The organism is Microvirga sp. VF16, assembly GCF_016864375.1.
Classification (GTDB): domain Bacteria; phylum Pseudomonadota; class Alphaproteobacteria; order Rhizobiales; family Beijerinckiaceae; genus Microvirga.
This window is the reverse complement of sequence record NZ_CP069355.1, coordinates 1,024,123-1,042,364: the sequence shown is the minus strand read 5'-3', so window position 1 is coordinate 1,042,364 and position 18,242 is coordinate 1,024,123. Positions and strand designations below refer to the sequence as shown.

Sequence of the window (18,242 nt, the reverse complement as noted above, 5' to 3'; positions counted from 1 at the left end):
CTCCGCTGCCGGCGCTGCCGACAGGGAGACCGGCGCAGGCCCAGGGCCTGCGATTCACAAGATCGAAGACAAGTCCGCCCGACAGGCTCAAGGGCGCATCCCTCCGTTGCCGTGAGGTCTGAGGGGTGTCGCGGCAGCCAAGGCATGCGCCTCAGGCATTGCCGCAGCGATCGTTTTGGCATTGCAGATGAGGTCGGCCGCAGCGGCCAGTTCGGGCTCATCAAACTCGAAGCACCCGCAGCTATCGAGGATGGCGTGGGTGGCATGGGAGTAGACCTCGAGCCAAAATGACGGGATGTGAGCCGCCGTATCTTCCAGCTGCGTCAGCTCCGTCAGGCGCACCTCGACCGATCCGAAGTTCGCCACCGTTGCCGTTCTCGCGCCGTTGGCCTGGTCCGGCATAGCGGCGAGCTGCACGTAAGCGCGAAGAATGTTGTGTTCGAGCTGATTGGGCTCAAGGAGCATGGCATCGGAGAGGCTTGGAGAGAACGATTTGCGCTGTGCCATCAAAGCCTCCGTTACGCCGCGTTGGATTGGCTGCCGTCGAGGGCTACACGGAACTCGGCTTCGGTCTTCGCTTTGATCTCATCGAGCGTCACGTCATCAGCGAGTTCAATCAGGGTCATGCCGGCGCCGACCAAGGCACGTGGCTTGGTACGCGCCACGGCCTTCAGATGATGGGGCATCCTGGCCCGGCTGGCCGGCAGGGTATTGTCGAAGCCGAGACAGACATTGCCGACGCTGTCGCCGACCAGGATCACGTCAACAACGGGATCAACCAAACGTGCGGTAACCGCGTCATAGGCGGTCGTCCTCACAAGCCACCGACCGTCCCGAGCCCACTGCTGCAGCAAAGGGATAGTGATCGCTTGCTTGTCAGGCGGCGGCAAATGACTCATCAGGTTACCCTTTCTCGTGTTCCCTTAGGGTCGTGACGGCTCGAAGCAGAGTTCGTGATTGCCAGTTGTACAAGACCGGGGGAATAGATCTTCCCTACCAGAGCCGATGATTTTCCGATGTCGTCAAGGAAGACCGCTGTAAACCAAGATTGCTACCGGCACTGTTCCCTTGCTCTGAGCTTATCGGGTAACACTGCCGATCCAGTGCCCAATGTGCGGGTTTACGCGCGGCAGGGATAGGCGTTGCCGCGTGAACCCGTTAGGCGACCGGGTTTGCCTCAGTGCGCCTCGTGTCAGTTTGTGTGACAATACCATTTCTGGCGACTAGCAAACGCCACTCGCGTGGATGATAGATCACCACTCGACCGAGATATACTGCGTCTCGAGAAACTCCATAATCCCTTCATGGGCGCCTTCGCGGCCAATGCCGCTCTGCTTCATGCCGCCGAAAGGAGCTGCGGGGTCAGATACCAAGCCGCGGTTCAGGCCGATCATCCCAAAGTCCAGCTTTTCAGCGAAGGCCAATCCCCTGCGCAGATCTTCGGTGAAGATATAGGCGACAAGACCATACTCGGTATCGTTGCAGCGCGTCGCCAGTTCGTCTTCATCGGTGAACCGAGTTAAGGCAGCAACGGGCCCAAAAATCTCTTCTTTGAAGCACTCTGCCGAAGCTGGAACATCAACCAGGACGGTTGGCGGACAGAAGTAACCCGGTCCTTCGATGACGGTTCCACCCGTCAGGACTCGTGCGCCGCGCGATATGGCATCCTCGACCAGCTCAACGACCTTGGTGCGGGTTTCTGAATTGACGAGCGAGCCTACCTCAACCCCCTCCTCCAGACCGTTTCCTACCCTCATCGCGCCCATTCGATGGGCGAGCTTTCGGCTAAACTCGTCATAGAGGCTGTCATGGACGAAGAAGCGGTTCGCCGCCGTGCAAGCTTCACCGAGATTGCGCATTTTCGCGACGAGAGCACCCTCGACAGCTATATCGACGTTGGCGTCAGCAAGAACGACGAAAGGCGCATTTCCGCCAAGCTCCATGGCCGGATTGATGACACTATCCGCAGCAGAACGCAGGAGTTTGCGTCCAACCTCCGTTGACCCCGTGAACGAAACGACCCGGACACGCGGGTCGCGGAGCATAGTGTCAACCAACAGCCCGGAGCGTCGCGAGGGCAGGACATTTACCACACCAGGCGGGACGCCGGCTGCTTCCAGGATGGGCATGAGCGCTAGCATCGTCAGCGGCGTCTCCGACGCGGGCTTGATAACAACTGGGCAACCGGCAGCAAGTGCCGGGGCAATTTTGCGCGTACCCATAGCCGCAGGATAATTCCAAGGTGTTACCAATACGGCAATGCCGGCCGGCTTGTGATGAACGAGCATGCGTGCGCCACTCGACGGCGCCCGCGAAACTTCGCCTATGTTGCGAACAGCCTCTTCGGCATTCCACCGGAAGAATTCCGCAGCATAGGCAATCTCAGCTCTGGAGTCGGGCAGCGCTTTGCCGTTCTCGATCGTCACCAGCCGCGCCAACTCTTCCTTCTGATCGATGATCAATTCAAAGGCTTTGCGAAGGATTTCGGCCCGTTCGCGCGGCTTTCGGTGGGCCCAGTCATGAAAGGCAATCTGCGCTGCATCGAGCGCGAGCAGTCCGTCTTCTGGCGTGGCGCTCGCAACCGTCGCAACCAGCTCCTCTGTAGCAGGATTGGTGACGTCGAAGGTGGCTTTATCCGACGCCTCAAGCCATTCGCCATTGATGTAGAGTTTGGTCGGAAGATTCGGAATTGGAGTGTGGCGCATGAGAGTATCCATCAGCTGTAGCTTACTTTTCAACAGTTCCGCAGAGCGCTTCGATCACCTGCAAATGCGGCGGTGACGATCTGGAAGAGCGCCTCGACGTCGAGCGGCCGCGGATTGTTTTTGATGAGGCGTGCGGCGCTCATTGCCTGCTCCGCAGTCCATCGCATCTCCGTTTCGGGAATCCCCAACTCGGCGAGCGTTGCAGGGATGCCGATTTTCGCGAAGAGGGAGGCGACGGCCTCGATGGCAGCGTCCGCCTTTGCAGAAGAGCACGTTTCGGCTGTCGAGACGCCGAACGTCTCCGCAATGGCAGCCAGCTCGTGCCCGCAAACTTTGCGGTTGTACTCCATGACATAAGGCATCAGGACAGCGACACCAACCCCATGCGGGGTGTGCGTCAGCGCGCCGACGGGATACTGGATCGCATGGGCAGCAGCGGTTCCTGCCGTTCCAAACGCCATTCCGGCGAGAAGCGACCCTAGCATGAGTTGAGACCTGGCTTCGGCGTTCTGGCCGTCGCGCACGGCGGTCTCGAGGTTGAGCGCAATACAGGAAATGGCCCGCAGAGCCAGTTGGTCGCTGAGTTCGTTCTTTCCAACGAAGACGTGGGTGTCGGCAAGATCGCTTTGAGGGGGCCGACGGAGCGCCGTAAACGCCTCAATAGCGTGGGTGAGCGCGTCGGCGCCGACTATGGCTGTAAGCGCGGGCGGGCAGGCATAGGTGAGTTCTGGATCGCAAATTGCGGTGTGGGCAATCAGGTACGGGCTGGATATGCCCACCTTGAGGACACGCTCGGCATCGCTGATGACGGCGACGGGCGTTGCCTCCGATCCCGTGCCGGATGTTGTCGGAATGGCGATGAGAGGGAGCACAGGTCCCGGAACCTTGAACTCGCCGTAGTAGTTGCTCACGTCACCGCCGTGTGTGAGAAGCAGCCCTGACACTTTGGCGAGATCGAGACAACTGCCACCACCGAACCCGATCACCAGTTCCGGTCTGAATGGTTTGGCCTTTTCGAGGCAGAGATCGATGCACTCGCGCGGAACATCCGGCTGGGTATCATCGAACACCATGCTTTCGACGCCGGCGGATGTGAGATCTGCAATAAGATCCGCGAGTTCCGGAAGGCCAGACAGGCGCTTGTCGGTGCAGATGAGTGCGCGTTTTCCAAGCTTTGCGGCCGCACCGCCCACCGCGCGCCGCTGTCCGACGCCAAAAAGTATCTCGCGAGGCGCCCGCAAGAGGCCGAATGAGGTCACTGTTGAGCTCCGTGATCGTTGTGAGGTGAGACTTTGCCTGCCAAATTGAGCAACTGCTCCCACACTTGGTCGGGAAGCGTCAGGCCCGTGTCTAGACCGCTCTGCCGCTCCCGCCGCGACCTATCCCCCGGAACGGCGACGTTGCGGAAGCCCGCCATAGGCTCACATCTTCGGATCGCCTCCAGATAGTCGGAGAGGTAGGAGAGATAGTCCGGGCTGGTGTCCGGCGATATGACGATGAAGATGTCGCCTTTGTTGCAAACCTCGGTCGAGTCGAGCGTACCCCGAACGTCCGTTCCGATTGCGCTTCTGGCCAGAACCGAGACCAGTAATTCGAAAGCGAGGCCGAGCGCGTAGCCTTTCGCTTCGCCGAAGGGTGCGATCGCTCCACGTTTGGCCGCCTCGGCGTCGGTCGTCGGTTGGCCGTCCGCGTCAAGCGCCCAGTTTGCAGGAATGGGCTTGCTGCGGTTGGCGTGGTCGTAAATCTTTCCCATGGCAACAAGGCTGGTTGCCATATCGAGCACAAACGGAAATGGCTTCGCAGGAATGCCGATGGCGATTGGGTTCGTGCCGATCATCGCCTTTCGTCCGCCCCATGGATGGACAAGCGCCTCACTGGTCGAGAAGCAAAGGGCAATCTGTCCCGCCTGTGCAACCTGCTCGGCATACCAACCGAGCATACCGATATGGTTATTGTTCTGGACAGCGGCGATGGCGATGCCCGTTTCTGACGCCCGCTTTGTGACCTCCGCGAGGGCGCCCAGAGCGACCACCGGGCCAAGCCCCATTTCTCCATCGACACGCAAAACCCCGGAAGAAACCCATTCGAGCTTTCCCGATGTTAACGGATCTACAACGCCGTTATCGATGCGCTCCACGATCCGGGCAAGGCGAAGCAATCCATGGGAGGCGTAACCCCTAAGTTCTGCTTCAATCAGGAGGTCTGCCTGGACCTCGGCATTGCACTCTGAAGCGCCGCTGACGCGAAGGATCGACGTTGCCAGACTCCGCGCTTCGTTGGTCGACACGATCATTGACTTCTTGTCCTCTAATCGAATGGAACGGCAATATTCTCTGCCGACCCATCGCTATCTGCGCCGTGTATTCATTCGTCAGGCATGAGTCTGGTTCAACGCTTGTTCGTCGACCAGCCGCGTTTCCAGGAGCGATCCGCCTTCGCTCAGGATCGGGTAAGCAATTGCCGCGATGTGAGCGTTGATACGCTTCAAATCGCGTAGAATGTCGAGATGGAGTGACGAAGTCTGGACGCTGGCAAGGTAACCATTGCGAAGACGGTTGAGATGATTGGCGACAGAGCGTTCCTCAACCCGGCGGATTTCCACTTTGGCTTCGACCAGTTGCCGCGCGAGCATATCGTCATGAGACACCAGGATGCTCTGGGCAAGCCTCAGATTCTCGAGCGTAGCTCTGTAGAGAGCTTCGATCTCACCCGCGCCTTCTGGCGAGAATGAGAGTTGGTTCTTGATCTTCTTCTCGACCAGTTCGCGCAGATTTTTGTCGATGATGTCACCGATGTGTTCCAGATTTGTGGCATAAGCAACGATTTCGGTAGCGCGCCGTTCGTCCTTCTGCGCGAGCGCGTCGCCTCCGAGCGTGGCAATATACAGCTTAATGGCGTGGTTGAGCCGGTCGACCTCGTCGTCCATGGCACCGAGCGAGTCGCAGCGTTTGCTGTCGTTCTTTTGCAAGGCTTCGAGATTACTCTTGAGCATGGCGGAGACGCGGTCGCCCATGCGCAGCGTCTCCCGCGCAGCGGCTGCCAGGGCCATGGCTGGCTTGTCCAGAATGCCGGGATCGAGATGACGCGGTCCGTCGTCGGTGGGTTGCCCGAGAGGCAGAAGCCGGTGCATCAAAGCGGAAAGCGGGTCCAGCAGCGGCAGCATGAGACCAGCGAGCACGATGTTCACGAGGAGGTGCGCATCGATGACCAGGGCCGCTGGATCGTCGGTCAATCCCGAGAGCAAGCCTGTGGCCTCTGTCGCCAAGGGCAGCACGATCACGCATCCAACGAGGCGAACGAGCAGATTGCCGATGGTGACGCGTCGAGCGAGCGGGCCGTCGGCCATCGTGGCGAGCACTGGCGGAATGGCGCCGCCGACATTGGCCCCGAGCACCAGGACGACGCTGAGTTCGGAATCCACTGTTCCCGTCGCGGCCAACGACATGACGAGCAGTACCACGACCAGGCTGGATGAGGCGGCAAGTGCGAGAGCGGCAGCGACGACGACGGCGAGCGCTGGGACGGCGTCGAGGGAGGCCATTAAGGCCTGCAGGACATGCGACTGCCGCATCGGTTCGGTGGACTGACCCAGCAGTTTCAGGGACAGCAGCATCAGCCCTAGCCCCAGCACGGCGCGGGCGATGCTTTTGTTGGGTTTCGTCGCGCTGCAGGTGAAGCCGGCAACGCCTGCTGCGATCAGCAGTGGCCCCAGCCAGTGGATGTCGAAGGCAAGGAAGCGAGTGACGAGGCTTGTACCGACATTGGCGCCGAGCATGATGGCCTGTGCCATCGCCGAACTCATGTAACCGCTGCCGGCAAAGCCCGCCGTCATCAGCGCCGTTGCGGTGCTGCTCTGCAATGCCAGTGTGGCTGCCAGACCAAGGCAGAGCGCAATGATCCTGTTTTGCGTGCCGGAAGCAATCCAATGGCGCAGCCGTGGGCCAAAGGCGCGACCGACGCCTGTCTTCACCATACGAAGACCCCATATAAGCAGAGCCACGGCGCCGGCTAGATCGAGCATCTATATGTCCAATCGTTTCCCGAGAGCTGTAACGGCGTCGCGCCAAAGCCATAGATCGTCAAGAAGGCCCAGCCGATTGCACTCATTCTCGACATAGCGGGTTGCCATCTCGACAAACGTATCAGATCCGTTGGTGGCTTTGAATTGACCAACCTTCTCGAAATCGAAGGTGATAGACCACCGGCCCGATACGTCGCTAATCTCAATCCCGAGGTCGCTGGGCAATACGTTTGGCATAGCGTTCGTTCCGCGGCTAACCATGCTGGATTAGGCCAAGAAGCGCTTTTCGTCAGCCTTGACCTGATCCATCTTCTGGAGGCGGAACACCTCCTCGACGGAGACGATGTCACGGTCGACGTTGTGGATTCCGCGATCTTTGAGGATGCGTGAAAACACATCCTTCATGGCGGTGATCGAAGCGCGCACGGCATGGTTACCGTAAATGACCATAGCAATCTTGCCGAGGGCCTTGATACGTGTCTCATTCATTTCCGGATAGGCAGTGGGCACAATGACGACCGGCGCCCTTCCATTCCAGGCGCGGACAAAGCTTTCCACCTCGTCCGGTGTCTTCTGCTTGGAATGAACAAGGATCATGTCAGCGCCGGCGGCTTCGTAAGCCGCGGCGCGCCTGAGCGCCTCTTCCTCGCCGAGACCGGCGATTAAGGCTTCGGTACGGGCGATAATGAGGAAGTCAGGATCGGAGCGCGCCGCAATCGCGGCGCGGACCTTGCCCGCGAATTCCTCAACACGCAGCAGTTCCTGTCGGCCGTCGGCAACGAGACTGGTGACCTTCGGAAAGGTCTTGTCTTCGATGACGACGGCGGCAGCGCCCGCGCGCTCATACTGCTGGGTTGCGTAGATGACGTTGATGGCATTGCCGAAGCCGGTGTCGATGTCAGCGACGATCGGCAGGGACGACTGTTCGGCCATGGCGCGGACCATGTCAAGGTGCTGCGTCATCGACACCAAGCTGACGTCGGCCAATCCAAAAAGCGCCGATAATTCGAAGCCGGAAGCCCACAAACCATCGAAGCCGGCTTCCTCGGCTAGTCGCGCCGAGAGCGGACTGTGGGCGGCCATGACATGAGCGAGGCCGCGTTCGGCAATCCTGTTCTTAAGTATTTTGCCCTGGCTCATGCTGCTTTCTCCCGAGAAAGTTTCGCGCATGCTCCGATGATGCGGTCGCATGCCTTGGTGAGTTCCTCGACGGAGGAAGCATAGGAGATACGGATGTAGGGTGAAGCCAGAAAGCCTGAACCCGGCACGACGGCAACGCCGGCCTCCTCCAGCAGGTACATCGCAAAATCAGTATCGGTCTCGATGACCCGGCCCGAAGCTGTCTTCCGGCCGAGCACGCCGGCGCAAGACGGGAAGACGTAGAAAGCTCCGTCCGGGACGCTGCATGTCAGCCCCGGCGCCTGGTTGAGCTTCTCGACCACAAGATCCCGACGCTTCTCGAACTCCGCCACGAAGCGCGGTACATAGCTCTGGTCTCCGGCGATCGCCTCGACCGCCGCATATTGCGAGATTGAACTGGTGTGTGAGGTTATCTGCCCCTGGATGACGTTCATGACCTTGATCAGTTCGATCGGCCCTGCGCCGTAGCCCACTCGCCAGCCGGTCATGGCGTTGGTCTTGGACACCCCGTTCACGGTGAGCGTGCGGTTGAACAGGTCGGGCGCTGCGCGCGCTATAGTGGCGAAGCGGGCATCGCCGTAAACGAGCTTCTCGTAGATGTCGTCGGCGAGCACCCAGACATGCGGATGCTTGCGCAGCACCTCGGCGAGCCCGATCAGATCGACCTCGCTGTAGACGGCGCCAGTTGGATTGCAGGGCGAGTTGAGCATCAGCCACTTGGTGCGCGACGTAATCGCCCGTTCCAGAGCTTCTGGCTTCAACTTGAAGCCGTCAGTTTCGCTGCAGTCAACGACTACCGGCTTGCCGCCGGCGAGACGCACCATGTCGGGATAGGAAACCCAGCAGGGAGCCGGGATGACGACCTGCTCGCCGGGATTAAGGCTGGCGAAGAGCGCGTTGAAGACGACCTGCTTGGCACCGCATCCGACGGTGATCTGGTCGAGTGCGTAGCCGAGATCGTTCTCGCGCAGCAGCTTGTCGCGGATCGCCTCGCGCAGAGGGATAACGCCAGCGACGGCCGTGTAGCGGGTCCGGCCCTCCCGGATTGCCCGAACGCCAGCCTCTCCAATATTCTCAGGCGTGGCAAAATCCGGCTCCCCCTGACTGAGCGTGATCACCTCCTTGCCTTGCGCTTTCAATGCGGCGGCGCGGGCAGTCATGGCTTTCGTTTCGGATGGGCGGATCTGAGAAAGATGTTCGGCTACAATTTTCATACTGGCTCTCTGAATGAAACTCCGGACTCCGCTGGACAACTTCGTCGCTCAGTGAATTCCGCGCACTTGCTGTCCGCATATTGGTCAGCGGATCGGTTTCAGACCAGTATGAAATCCTTACATTCATGTAACTCAAGCTAACGAAGCGGCCGCGACGATTTCCGTCTGCCGCCTGCCTTCCTCAACCAATGCCTCAAGGAACGCTCGGTGATGCCGGCTACGAACTACGGCCTGGGGGTACATGACGTGAAAGCCTGGCCCAGAAAGGACCCACTCCCGAAACGGAGCGACTAGACGATTGTCGCGAATGTCGTCCTCGGAGGCCAAAGCTTCGCTGATTTGGCGCCATAGCGTCACTCCTGCGTTTGCCATTCTCAACCTTTCTCGCCTTTAGGAGCCACGAACGATGCTTTTTCTCTTGTCATAAAAACGTCACTGCCTCTACGCTACGACTAGTCTAGTCTACTACAACAGATTGCCGACGCAGGCAACCGAGTGAACCATTGAAGGGAGATATCATGCCTCGATTTTTGCTGGTCAGCTTTGATGGGCTCCGACCAGACCTCATTGACCGGAAACTGACGCCCAATATCTGCCGATTGCAGAATGCCGGCGTGACGCTGGCGCAGCATCGGACGATCTATCCGAGTGAGACGCGATCGGCCTTTCCAAGCCTAGTGACCGGCACTACAGCGAGCCGTCACGGCATGGTAGGCAACAAATATGTCGACCGCGCCACGACCCCGCCGCGCTATATCGATACTTCCAATGCGATCCGTTTCGGGACAGGCACCGCCCGCGATCGGGCCACCTTTGAACGCGGCTTGGATGCGATCACCCAAGCCTACAATTGCTGAGTAGCGGACATGGATACAACGCCAAACACGAAGATCTGGACTGACCTCGACCTGGACGCCGAAGGCAAGCAGATTGGATATTTCCGGCTGCCTCTCGCCGTACACGACCGATCCGGAGACGATGTCGGCTACAGTTTCGAGGCCATCCCCGTGGTCACCATTCGCAATGGCGAAGGCCCCGGTGTCCTGCTGATGGCAGGCAGCCATGGCAACGAATACGAAGGCCAAATCATCCTGATGAAGCTGATCCGCGAGTTGCGAGCCGAGGACGTTCGTGGCCGGATCATCATTCTTCCAGGAGCCAATGCTCCGGCCGTTCGCGCCGACCGCCGCAATTCACCTCTCGATGATGGAAACCTGAACCGCAAATTTCCCGGTGATCCGGATGGCGACCCCACCTCGATGATTGCCCATCTGATCGAAAGCGAATTGCTGACGCGCGTTGACTACGCATTCGACCTGCATTCTGGCAGTCTCAGCATCGAGTACTTACCCTGCGCAGTGGTCGCACGCCCGTCCGATCCCGATCGCATGGGCGATGCTCTCGATCTCCTTCGCGCATTCGGCATGCCAACCGGGATGATCATCGAGCATTCTACCGGCGGTAACCGCGCACTGATCGGCGCCTGCCGGCGCCAAAACGTGCAGCATCTTTCGACAGAGCTCGGCGGCGGCGGCGGCGTATCCCGCGCGGCCATCGATATCGCGGAGCATGGGGTGATGCGGCTCCTTCATCACGTCGGCGTAACGAGGAGGCCGCTGACGGAGCGGCCGCCGCTCGACTGCAGGTTGCTCAAGCGTGTTCCAAGCTGGGATTACATCTACGCCGAAACCAGCGAGCGCGGCCTGTTTGAGCCTTTTGTTGGCCTTGGCGACCGGGTCGAGGCGGGCCAGACGACTGGCCTCATTCATTTCACGACAGCGCCTTGGCGTGAGCCGCAGCCGGTGATCGCCAAATCCGGTGGCGTCATCCTGTGCCGGCGGATTCCCGCAAGGACGGGCCTCGGCGACTGCGTCTTCGTGCTTGGGAAGGATTGGACGTCATGACCAGCCGAAAATCCAACCACGACGAACGAGACCAGCGAAATTGGCCGGACTTTGATTTTGTGCCAGACGCGAACGATCCCGCGCTCGATGCCGACATGGCGGCGGCCATGGCCAAGCAGGAGGAATTGCAGCGTTGCGCCGGCGGCCCCGCTAAAACACTCGAGGACAATCGCCGGCAGCAAACGCAGCTCGCCGGATTTTGGAGCGAGGGAGCAATGCTCGGCCATCCAGCGATAGACCTGCTTGGGTAACCCGGCGAAGCCGAGATCCCGTAGCTCGCGCCAGACGGCGGTGGCATTCTCGTGTCCCGCGGCCAAGCGAGCATGGAGGTGAGGGAGAAACGGGTCAAGGATACTCGGCCCCGGTTGTCGCACGGCACGCTCGGGAAAGCTCTCGGCCTGGGCGAACTTCCTCACCGTGCTGCGCGCCAAGCCCATCGTGCGGCTGATCGCCAACAGCCTCTCTCCACCAGCATGTCGCTGCCGGACCTTTTCGTAGAGAGTCTGCCAACCGGCTCGGCTATCGACACTGGCGGCCTCCTCAGCTCAAGTACGGGGGTAGGCACGGACTCTTCCTGCCGAGGCGACAGGTGGTTGCTCGATGACGGGCAGACGCCGCAACCGGACATGGCTCCCGCCAGCCAGCGCTCGACCAGCTAGTATCGAGCATTCAACAGGAGATGCCAACGGTCCGCCACCTGGATGGCCTTAGAGGCCGTGGCCGCGCCACGGGCGTATTCACTGGAGCGGTCGCGGGCGATGATCTCGATATCAGGGTAGCGCCGGGGCCAGGCTGAGAATGTTGCTGCGGTTCGGTTTGGCAGGAGCTCAATCGGTCTCCGGCGCTCCAGGTCGATCAGAATGGAGCCGTAGGTGCAGCCTTTCTTCATCACCCAGTCGTCGACGCCGACAATGCGCGGTCGGCGCGCGTGAAGCGATTGGTCGCGAACGAGGCGCAGGAGGGTGTCGGCAATGGCTGGCATGGCGAGATGCACGAGGAGCCTGGCGCCATGTTCACCTCCCAACGCGATGCCGATCCGCCCCTGTGCCTTCGCCAGTCGCTGGGTGCGTCGGGCATAAGGCTTGAGAAGACGCGGCAGAGGCTCCGTGAAGGTTTGCTTCGAGCAAGCCTGATTGCGGCAGTAGAAACGCAGCACATGGACATGCAGGCGGACATAGGAGCTGTGGACGCTCCCACTTATGTGCCGGCATGCAGGGCAGCGATCATGGGGAGCACGCCTCTCGACTGCGACAACAAGGGCAACCTGGCCAAAAGGAGCGACGTGGCGAATCCGGCAACCGGGAATGAGCGAAAGCGAGTTCATGCGCCGCTTTGCAGATAGAAATCGGACGGATCAGGCCACATTACTGCGACTCTCCCACGCAAAGTGCGGGAGAGCCACACATTCGATACTGCTGGCGAATGCGTTGGAGCGGGTGAGGTGGGCTCCGCGTTCAGGCTGTAAGGGGCTTGGGTCCAGATCTGGAGGTTTCCATGTCGCTCCACCCGACATTGAGTGGTGATGTCCCAGCATCGACCGCAACCGTCGCCCATGCGGCCTTTCCCCAGGGCAATGCCTATCTACGCTTGCGCGACCAACTTGGGACGATTTTTACCGACGCCCAGTTCGCACCCCTCTTCGCCCGTTGCGGGCAACCGGCGGAATGCCCGTGGCGGCTGGCGCTGGTGACCCTGCTCCAGTTCGCCGAGAACCTGTCTGACCGGCGGGCGGCCGATGCTGTCCGAGGGCGCATCGACTGGAAGTATCTGCTCGGCCTGGAACTGAGCAATCCTGGCTTCGACGCTTCGGTTCTAAGCGAGTTCCGCGGCCGTCTCGTGGCAGGAGGCGCGGAGGAGCATCTGCTCGACACGCTGTTAGCGCTGTGCCGTGACCTGAAGCTACTGAACGCCCGGGGCCGGCAGCGCACCGACTCCACCCATGTGCTCGGAGCCGTCCGCTTCCTGAACCGTCTCGAATGCGTGACCGAGACGATGCGGGCTGCCCTGAATGCCTAGGCGATAGCGGCCCCCGAGTGGCTGCGCGCTGAGGCCGATCCTGCTTGGCTGGAGCGATATGACCGGCGGGCTGGCGATCATGAAGTGCCGCAAGGCGAGGCGAAGCGGCGAGCCCATGCCGAGCAGATCGGTCGCGATGGTCATCACTTGCTTGCTGCCATCATGGCTCCTCATGCGCCGATATGGCTGCGGCAAATCCCGGCGGTTGAGTTGCTGCGGCAGGCCTGGGTCCAGAATTTCTCCATCATGGGCGATGCCCTGACCGCCGAACCTAAGGCTCCTCCCCTGGTGCGATGGCGGACGGAACAGGAGGGGTTTCCACCCTCGCTACTGATGGTCGCTTCACCGTATGATCCGGAGGTGCACTACGCCAAGAAGCAGTCGACGATCTGGATCGGTTACAAGGTGCACCTGACTGAGACGTGTGACGATGGCGGACCATACTTGATCACGCATGTGGAGACCACGCCGGCACCCGTCGTTGATCGCGACGCTCTCGACGACATCCATGCGGCGCTCGAAGCCAAGGGCCTGCTGCCCGAGACCCATCTGGCCGATGCCGGCTATGTCGCGGCCGACCAACTTGTCGCCAGCCGGAAGAAGGGCGTCACGCTTCTCGGGCCGGCTCCCAAGGACTACCGGTGGCAGGCCCGGTCAGGCGAGGGGTTCACGGTGCAGGACTTCCTCCTCGACTGGGATCGGGAGATGGCCATCTGCCCGGCCGGACACGAGAGCCGAAGTTGGGGGCCCGATTACCACCAGGGGCGGACCGCACCCAAAGTTCGCTTCTCGACAAGCGATTGTCGGCCGTGTCCGTTAAAACGGCAGTGCACCCGCAGTGCCCGGCGCCTTCTCACACTACGACTGCGAGAGGAACACGAGGCGCTCGAAGCCGCTCGGACCCGTGAAGCCCAGTCAACCTTCGCACGGGACTACCAGCAGCGCGCCGGGATTGAGGGAACGATCTCGGCAGGAGTTCGATCTCTGCACCTGCGCCGCGCCCGCTACATCGGTCTCGCCAAAACGCATCTGCAACACGTGCTGACGGCGGCAGCCATGAACCTCATCCGGCTAGGGGCTTGGTTCGCTGGCACGCCGCTCGCACGAACACGGCAATCCGCATTCACCAGGCTCATGATGGCGCCCATCCCAGCATGATCAATTCGCCAGCAGTATCACACATTCGGGGGAAGATCACTTCAGCCCCTAGTGAAAACAAAAACAGGAAGGGCGCGAGAATCTGTCTACGGGGATGAGCATTTCGGCCACCGCGAGAAAGTTCGCAACCAGCCGCCAGACCATCATGCGCGTCAGGGACGAAGGTTTACGATCCGTTCGGCCTCAGCACGTCCAGAGAGCGGTTCTTGCCATGTTGATTTCAAGTCAGCGTCGTCTTCTGTTCGGATAAGGGTGTGTTGAGGTGAAACCCAGCATTTGCTCCATGTCGGCTGCGATGCGCAAAAGTTTCCGCTCGTCGTGTTTGCGACCGATAAGCTGTACGCCGATGGGGAGACCATCGCCTGACAATCCGGTCGGTATAGCGACGGCCGGATGTCCTGTAACGTTGGCGGGTATGCGCACTGCCGCCGCGGCCAATCGCTGCAATGCGTTCGGATCGTCTATTCGGCAAGGTGGAAGTGTACTTACGGCTGTTAGCAGGGCGTCATGCTGTTCAAGTGCCTCTTCAACCTCTTGCGTCAAACGGCGACGGACATTTTGAGCACGCAGGTACTCTTCCGCTGAAATGAACGCGCCGCTCATTAGAAACTCTGCCGCATTCACGCCGTAAAGGTCGGGCTTCTCTGAGAGCCAATCCTTATGAATCGTGAACGCTTCAGAGATCATCGTCACCCTACCCGCAGAGTCAAAACTGCGTAACGGCGACAGGTTGACGTCATTGATAGTCCAACCAGCTGAGTTGGCAGCATCAGCGCATTTTTCTATCGCATCAGAAACCGATATGTCGCACGTAAGGTCTGTTTCGTGGAAATGGCGCACTATACCAAGGTTGAACTTTTCTAGAATGCGGAGCTTTTCGCCTTTTGCGCTCGTATTCGTCATGACGGCAAACGCTTCGAATATATCCGCAACAGATCTGGCCATCGGCCCGACAGTGTCCATTGATGGCGCAAGCGGAAACACACCGCTCATGTCGAGACTTCCATGCGTGGGTTTTAGACCAACAACTCCGTTCATCATCGAAGGACTGCGAATTGAGCCGCCCGTGTCGGTTCCGATGGTGAGTGGAACGAGGCCTGCAGCAAGAGCCGCGCCGGAACCGCTCGATGATGAGCCAGCCATATATTCCAGATTCCACGGGTTTCTGGCGGGGGGCCATGGAAGATCGAACTCCGGACTGCCTCCTATCGCAAATTCGTACAAGGTAAGTTTGCCGAGACAAACGCCGCCGGAGGCGTCCAGCCTATCGATCACGGGGGCGTTGGTAGAAGCTGGTACCGCGGGCATAATCCGCGACTGGGCCGTGGTCGGGTATCCTTTCACATCGATGATATCCTTGACGGCATACGGAACGCCAAACAGTCGCCCGATTGACGAATGCCCTTCAGAACGCTTACGCGTATCTCGAAGATGCCGTGCTCGTTCTCGAGCCCGGTCGGCGTCACAGGCTACGAACGAATGGATCGACTGGTCTAGCTCCTCGATCCGAACAAGAAGATGATCCACGTAGTTCAGGGGGCATAAGTCGCCGTTTGCGATTGCATCTCGAACAGCAATCATCGGCATGAATGCCAACTCGTCTTGGCGCGCGCTCATTACTTTCCCCTCATTAATTCGTGGGTGGTAGAGGGGCGCGTGTCCAGCCGCTCCGCATGCATGCGACCGAACTGGTAAGCCTCCCGCCAACGATCGGGACTTCTCTCCCACGCGGCATACAAACCGAGACGAGCGAGAACAGCCACTATCTCGGCGTCGTTGTTCACCGGGTTCGTTTCTGACTGTCGAGGTTCATCCATTTCTTCGTCCCTGAGTCGCAGCACGTGTTACCTTGCTTAGGTCTTAACGAGCGTCAGCCATGCCAAAACCGTGGGTATTCCCAGCGCAGTTGATAAGGTGACCGAGCGCGGAGAGCTCCACCGAACGGTTATATTTTGGGCCATAAGAAAAGCACTCAGTCCGCAGGGCATGGCTGCGAAGACGACAGCTACCCTATTGGCAGCGGGTGTCAGCCGCATGGCATCTCCTATTTCGGGAATGGCTTTTCGTCGGTCTTGACCTGATCCATCTTCTGAAGGCGGAAATTTCCTCCACGGGTATGATGGCTACAATTTTCATACTGGCTCTCTGAATGAAACTCCGGACTCCGCTGGACAACTTCGTCGCTCAGTGAATTCCGCGCACTTGCTGTCCGCATATTGGTCAGCGGATCGGTTTCAGACCAGTATGAAATCCTTACATTCATGTAACTCAAGCTAACGAAGCGGCCGCGACGATTTCCGTCTGCCGCCTGCCTTCCTCAACCAATGCCTCAAGGAACGCTCGGTGATGCCGGCTACGAACTACGGCCTGGGGGTACATGACGTGAAAGCCTGGCCCAGAAAGGACCCACTCCCGAAACGGAGCGACTAGACGATTGTCGCGAATGTCGTCCTCGACGAGGCACAGCGGCCCTAGAGCCACTCCCAGACCGTTTATAGCAGCCTGAAGAGATAAGAAAAAATGATCATAAAATGGTCCAACAGAGGGCGCGTCGATTACGATCCCACATACGCCGAACCACTGCCGCCAAGCGTGCGGCCGCGATTTAATGTGCAGTAGGATCGAGTGGCGTAGTTCTTCGGGAGAAGCTGGACTCGGTGCAGTGCTTGGAGAAAGCAATGCTGTGGCGGCGTCGTCGATCACCTTGCGGCAATCATGGTCGATCTTCTGCATAGGTCCGCGACGGAATACGAAGTCATAGGATTTCGTCAGATGGTCTATGCCGTCATCTTGGGACGTTTCGACAACCACTCGGACATGCGGATTCTCGATTTGGTATCTTGAGGATCTCGGTATCAGCCAGCGCATTGCGAACGACGGCGTCGCATTCACTGTGATCGTTGATACGCCTCCTGTCCGCAGATGTTCTGCCGATAAACAAATCCGATCGAAGGCTGAACTCACGTCCTCGAGAAACAGCCTTGCACTGTCTGTGAGCTCAAGCCGGCGCCCATCCCGTTTGAACAGGAGCTGCCCGAAGTGATCTTCCAGTGTCCGAATGTGCTGACTCACCGCACTGTGAGAAACGCCAAGTTCCTCGGCAGCTTTCGTCACGCTCTGATGGCGGGCGGCAGCTTCGAAGGCGCGGAGGGCATGTAGAGGCGGCAAGCGACGCATGTTAGCATGACCGACGGTTATGTTAGAATAATGTGCTTTACGTTTCAGTTTGAAGCGTGAATCCTGATCAAGGTCACAGTTCCAGTCACTCGTCGAGTTCCATCACGAACTCCACCCGTGTGCTACAGAACGCCGTGATGCCGTGAACAACGGGGACGTTTTGGGCGTCAACATTGTTCACTTCTACTTCAAATACTGTCTCGGATGGAGCCATTCGCAAATGTGCGACCTCACTCGGAGTCGGTGTTCGACCTCTGATACGGATCGACCGGCGGCGGAAGTCGCTGACACCGTGGGAGGCCAGGATTGCTCTGGTGGAGATATCGGTCCGGCTGGTGCCGGATAGCCGATGAAAGCTGTCATAGATCTCGGGCAAACGGGACTGGGGGAAGAAGTTTTGATTATAACTCACAGGAAGACCATCTGCTGCAGTCACGAGTACGACGAGCACCACCGGATCTCCGGTCTTGATTTGCAGCGCCGAGGCGATGCGCTTCGACGCGCGCCTTTGCTCGACGGACAGGATCTCGCGGCTTGGGCTGCGATTTTGTTCAAGAAGATTTTCCTCAAATCGGGTGCGTGCACCCATGCGGTAGGGAATAATCTTCTCAACATAGATACCGCCGCCGCGTTCGGTTCGTACAAGTCCCTCACTTTGGAGATGGCTGATGGCTTTCAGAACCGTAAGTCTGTTGACGCCGAACCGCGTGCCCAACTCAGCGCTGGAGGGCAATCTGTCCCCCGGCATGAGCACCTCTTCCTCGATCTCGGAGGCCAAAGCTTCGCTGATTTGGCGCCATAGCGTCACTCCTGCGTTTGCCATTCTCAACCTTTCTCGCCTTTAGGAGCCACGAACGATGCTTTTTCTCTTGTCATAAAAACGTCACTGCCTCTACGCTACGACTAG

General features: G+C 59.4%; 14 protein-coding genes and 3 pseudogenes. 5 read left to right on the top strand and 12 right to left on the bottom strand.

Features of this window, described 5'->3' with window-relative positions:
* Nucleotides 1-87: 87 nt before the first annotated feature.
* The 8 genes and pseudogenes from JO965_RS30365 to JO965_RS30330 all read right to left on the bottom strand — a co-directional run bounded on the left by JO965_RS30365 (nt 88) and on the right by JO965_RS30330 (nt 9,080).
* Nucleotides 88-507 carry a hypothetical protein gene (locus tag JO965_RS30365; RefSeq protein WP_203444616.1) on the bottom strand — a complete coding sequence of 140 codons (420 nt, stop codon included), beginning with the start codon at nt 505-507 and terminating at the stop codon, nt 88-90.
* A 107-nt stretch (nt 508-614) separates the two neighbouring features.
* Nucleotides 615-899, bottom strand: a pseudogene (locus JO965_RS30360) (3-methyl-2-oxobutanoate hydroxymethyltransferase); the annotation flags it as partial.
* Between the two features lie 354 nt (nt 900-1,253).
* Complete coding sequence (locus JO965_RS30355) at nt 1,254-2,705, bottom strand: NAD-dependent succinate-semialdehyde dehydrogenase (protein WP_203444614.1); 1,452 nt, start codon at nt 2,703-2,705, stop codon at nt 1,254-1,256.
* A gap of 29 nt (nt 2,706-2,734) precedes the next feature.
* Nucleotides 2,735-3,964, bottom strand: a complete 1,230-nt coding sequence (locus tag JO965_RS30350) for an iron-containing alcohol dehydrogenase (protein WP_203444613.1) — start codon at nt 3,962-3,964, stop codon at nt 2,735-2,737.
* Nucleotides 3,961-4,998: an Ldh family oxidoreductase gene (locus JO965_RS30345; RefSeq protein ID WP_203444612.1), complete on the bottom strand. Its 1,038-nt coding sequence runs from the start codon at nt 4,996-4,998 to the stop codon at nt 3,961-3,963. Before JO965_RS30345 ends, JO965_RS30350 begins: the two co-directional genes overlap by 4 nt.
* A 78-nt stretch (nt 4,999-5,076) precedes the next feature.
* Entirely contained in the window at nt 5,077-6,726 is a 1,650-nt protein-coding gene (locus tag JO965_RS30340) for a Na/Pi cotransporter family protein (protein WP_203444611.1), read from the bottom strand.
* Nucleotides 6,727-6,993: 267 nt separating this feature from the next.
* Nucleotides 6,994-7,866, bottom strand: coding sequence for a phosphonopyruvate hydrolase (locus JO965_RS30335; protein WP_203444610.1), 873 nt, complete (start codon nt 7,864-7,866; stop codon nt 6,994-6,996).
* Nucleotides 7,863-9,080, bottom strand: a complete 1,218-nt coding sequence (locus JO965_RS30330; protein ID WP_203444609.1) for a pyridoxal phosphate-dependent aminotransferase — start codon at nt 9,078-9,080, stop codon at nt 7,863-7,865. The genes JO965_RS30335 and JO965_RS30330 overlap by 4 nt, the downstream gene beginning before the upstream one ends.
* A 518-nt stretch (nt 9,081-9,598) precedes the next feature.
* Here JO965_RS30330 and JO965_RS30325 point away from each other — a divergent pair.
* From JO965_RS30325 to JO965_RS30315, 3 genes are read left to right on the top strand one after another with little or no spacing between them, the layout of a single operon-like run.
* Entirely contained in the window at nt 9,599-9,937 is a 339-nt protein-coding gene (locus JO965_RS30325) for an alkaline phosphatase family protein (RefSeq protein WP_203444608.1), read from the top strand.
* A 9-nt stretch (nt 9,938-9,946) separates the two neighbouring features.
* Nucleotides 9,947-10,984, top strand: coding sequence for a succinylglutamate desuccinylase/aspartoacylase family protein (locus tag JO965_RS30320; RefSeq protein WP_203444598.1), 1,038 nt, complete (start codon nt 9,947-9,949; stop codon nt 10,982-10,984).
* On the top strand, nt 10,981-11,235 hold the full coding sequence (locus JO965_RS30315) for a hypothetical protein (RefSeq protein WP_203444607.1): 255 nt from the start codon (nt 10,981-10,983) through the stop codon (nt 11,233-11,235). Before JO965_RS30320 ends, JO965_RS30315 begins: the two co-directional genes overlap by 4 nt.
* A gap of 404 nt (nt 11,236-11,639) precedes the next feature.
* Here the strand turns inward: JO965_RS30315 and JO965_RS30310 are convergent, their stop codons facing one another.
* Nucleotides 11,640-12,140 carry a transposase gene (locus JO965_RS30310; RefSeq protein ID WP_203444606.1) on the bottom strand — a complete coding sequence of 167 codons (501 nt, stop codon included), beginning with the start codon at nt 12,138-12,140 and terminating at the stop codon, nt 11,640-11,642.
* Nucleotides 12,141-12,478: 338 nt separating this feature from the next.
* Between JO965_RS30310 and JO965_RS30305 the strand changes: the two are divergent.
* Nucleotides 12,479-14,158, top strand: a pseudogene (locus JO965_RS30305) (IS1182 family transposase).
* Between the two features lie 55 nt (nt 14,159-14,213).
* Nucleotides 14,214-14,339 (top strand): annotated as a pseudogene (locus tag JO965_RS49580) (recombinase family protein); the annotation flags it as partial.
* A 44-nt stretch (nt 14,340-14,383) separates the two neighbouring features.
* Here JO965_RS49580 and JO965_RS30300 read toward each other — a convergent pair.
* The 3 genes from JO965_RS30300 to phnF form a co-directional block, all read right to left on the bottom strand.
* Nucleotides 14,384-15,775: an amidase gene (locus tag JO965_RS30300; protein ID WP_203444605.1), complete on the bottom strand. Its 1,392-nt coding sequence runs from the start codon at nt 15,773-15,775 to the stop codon at nt 14,384-14,386.
* 651 nt (nt 15,776-16,426) lie between these two features.
* Nucleotides 16,427-17,335, bottom strand: a complete 909-nt coding sequence (locus JO965_RS30295) for a LysR substrate-binding domain-containing protein (RefSeq protein ID WP_203444604.1) — start codon at nt 17,333-17,335, stop codon at nt 16,427-16,429.
* 85 nt (nt 17,336-17,420) lie between these two features.
* The gene (gene phnF / locus JO965_RS30290; protein WP_203444603.1) at nt 17,421-18,158 is read right to left on the bottom strand and encodes a phosphonate metabolism transcriptional regulator PhnF; all 738 of its coding nucleotides are present in this window, start codon (nt 18,156-18,158) and stop codon (nt 17,421-17,423) included.
* Nucleotides 18,159-18,242: the final 84 nt, after the last annotated feature.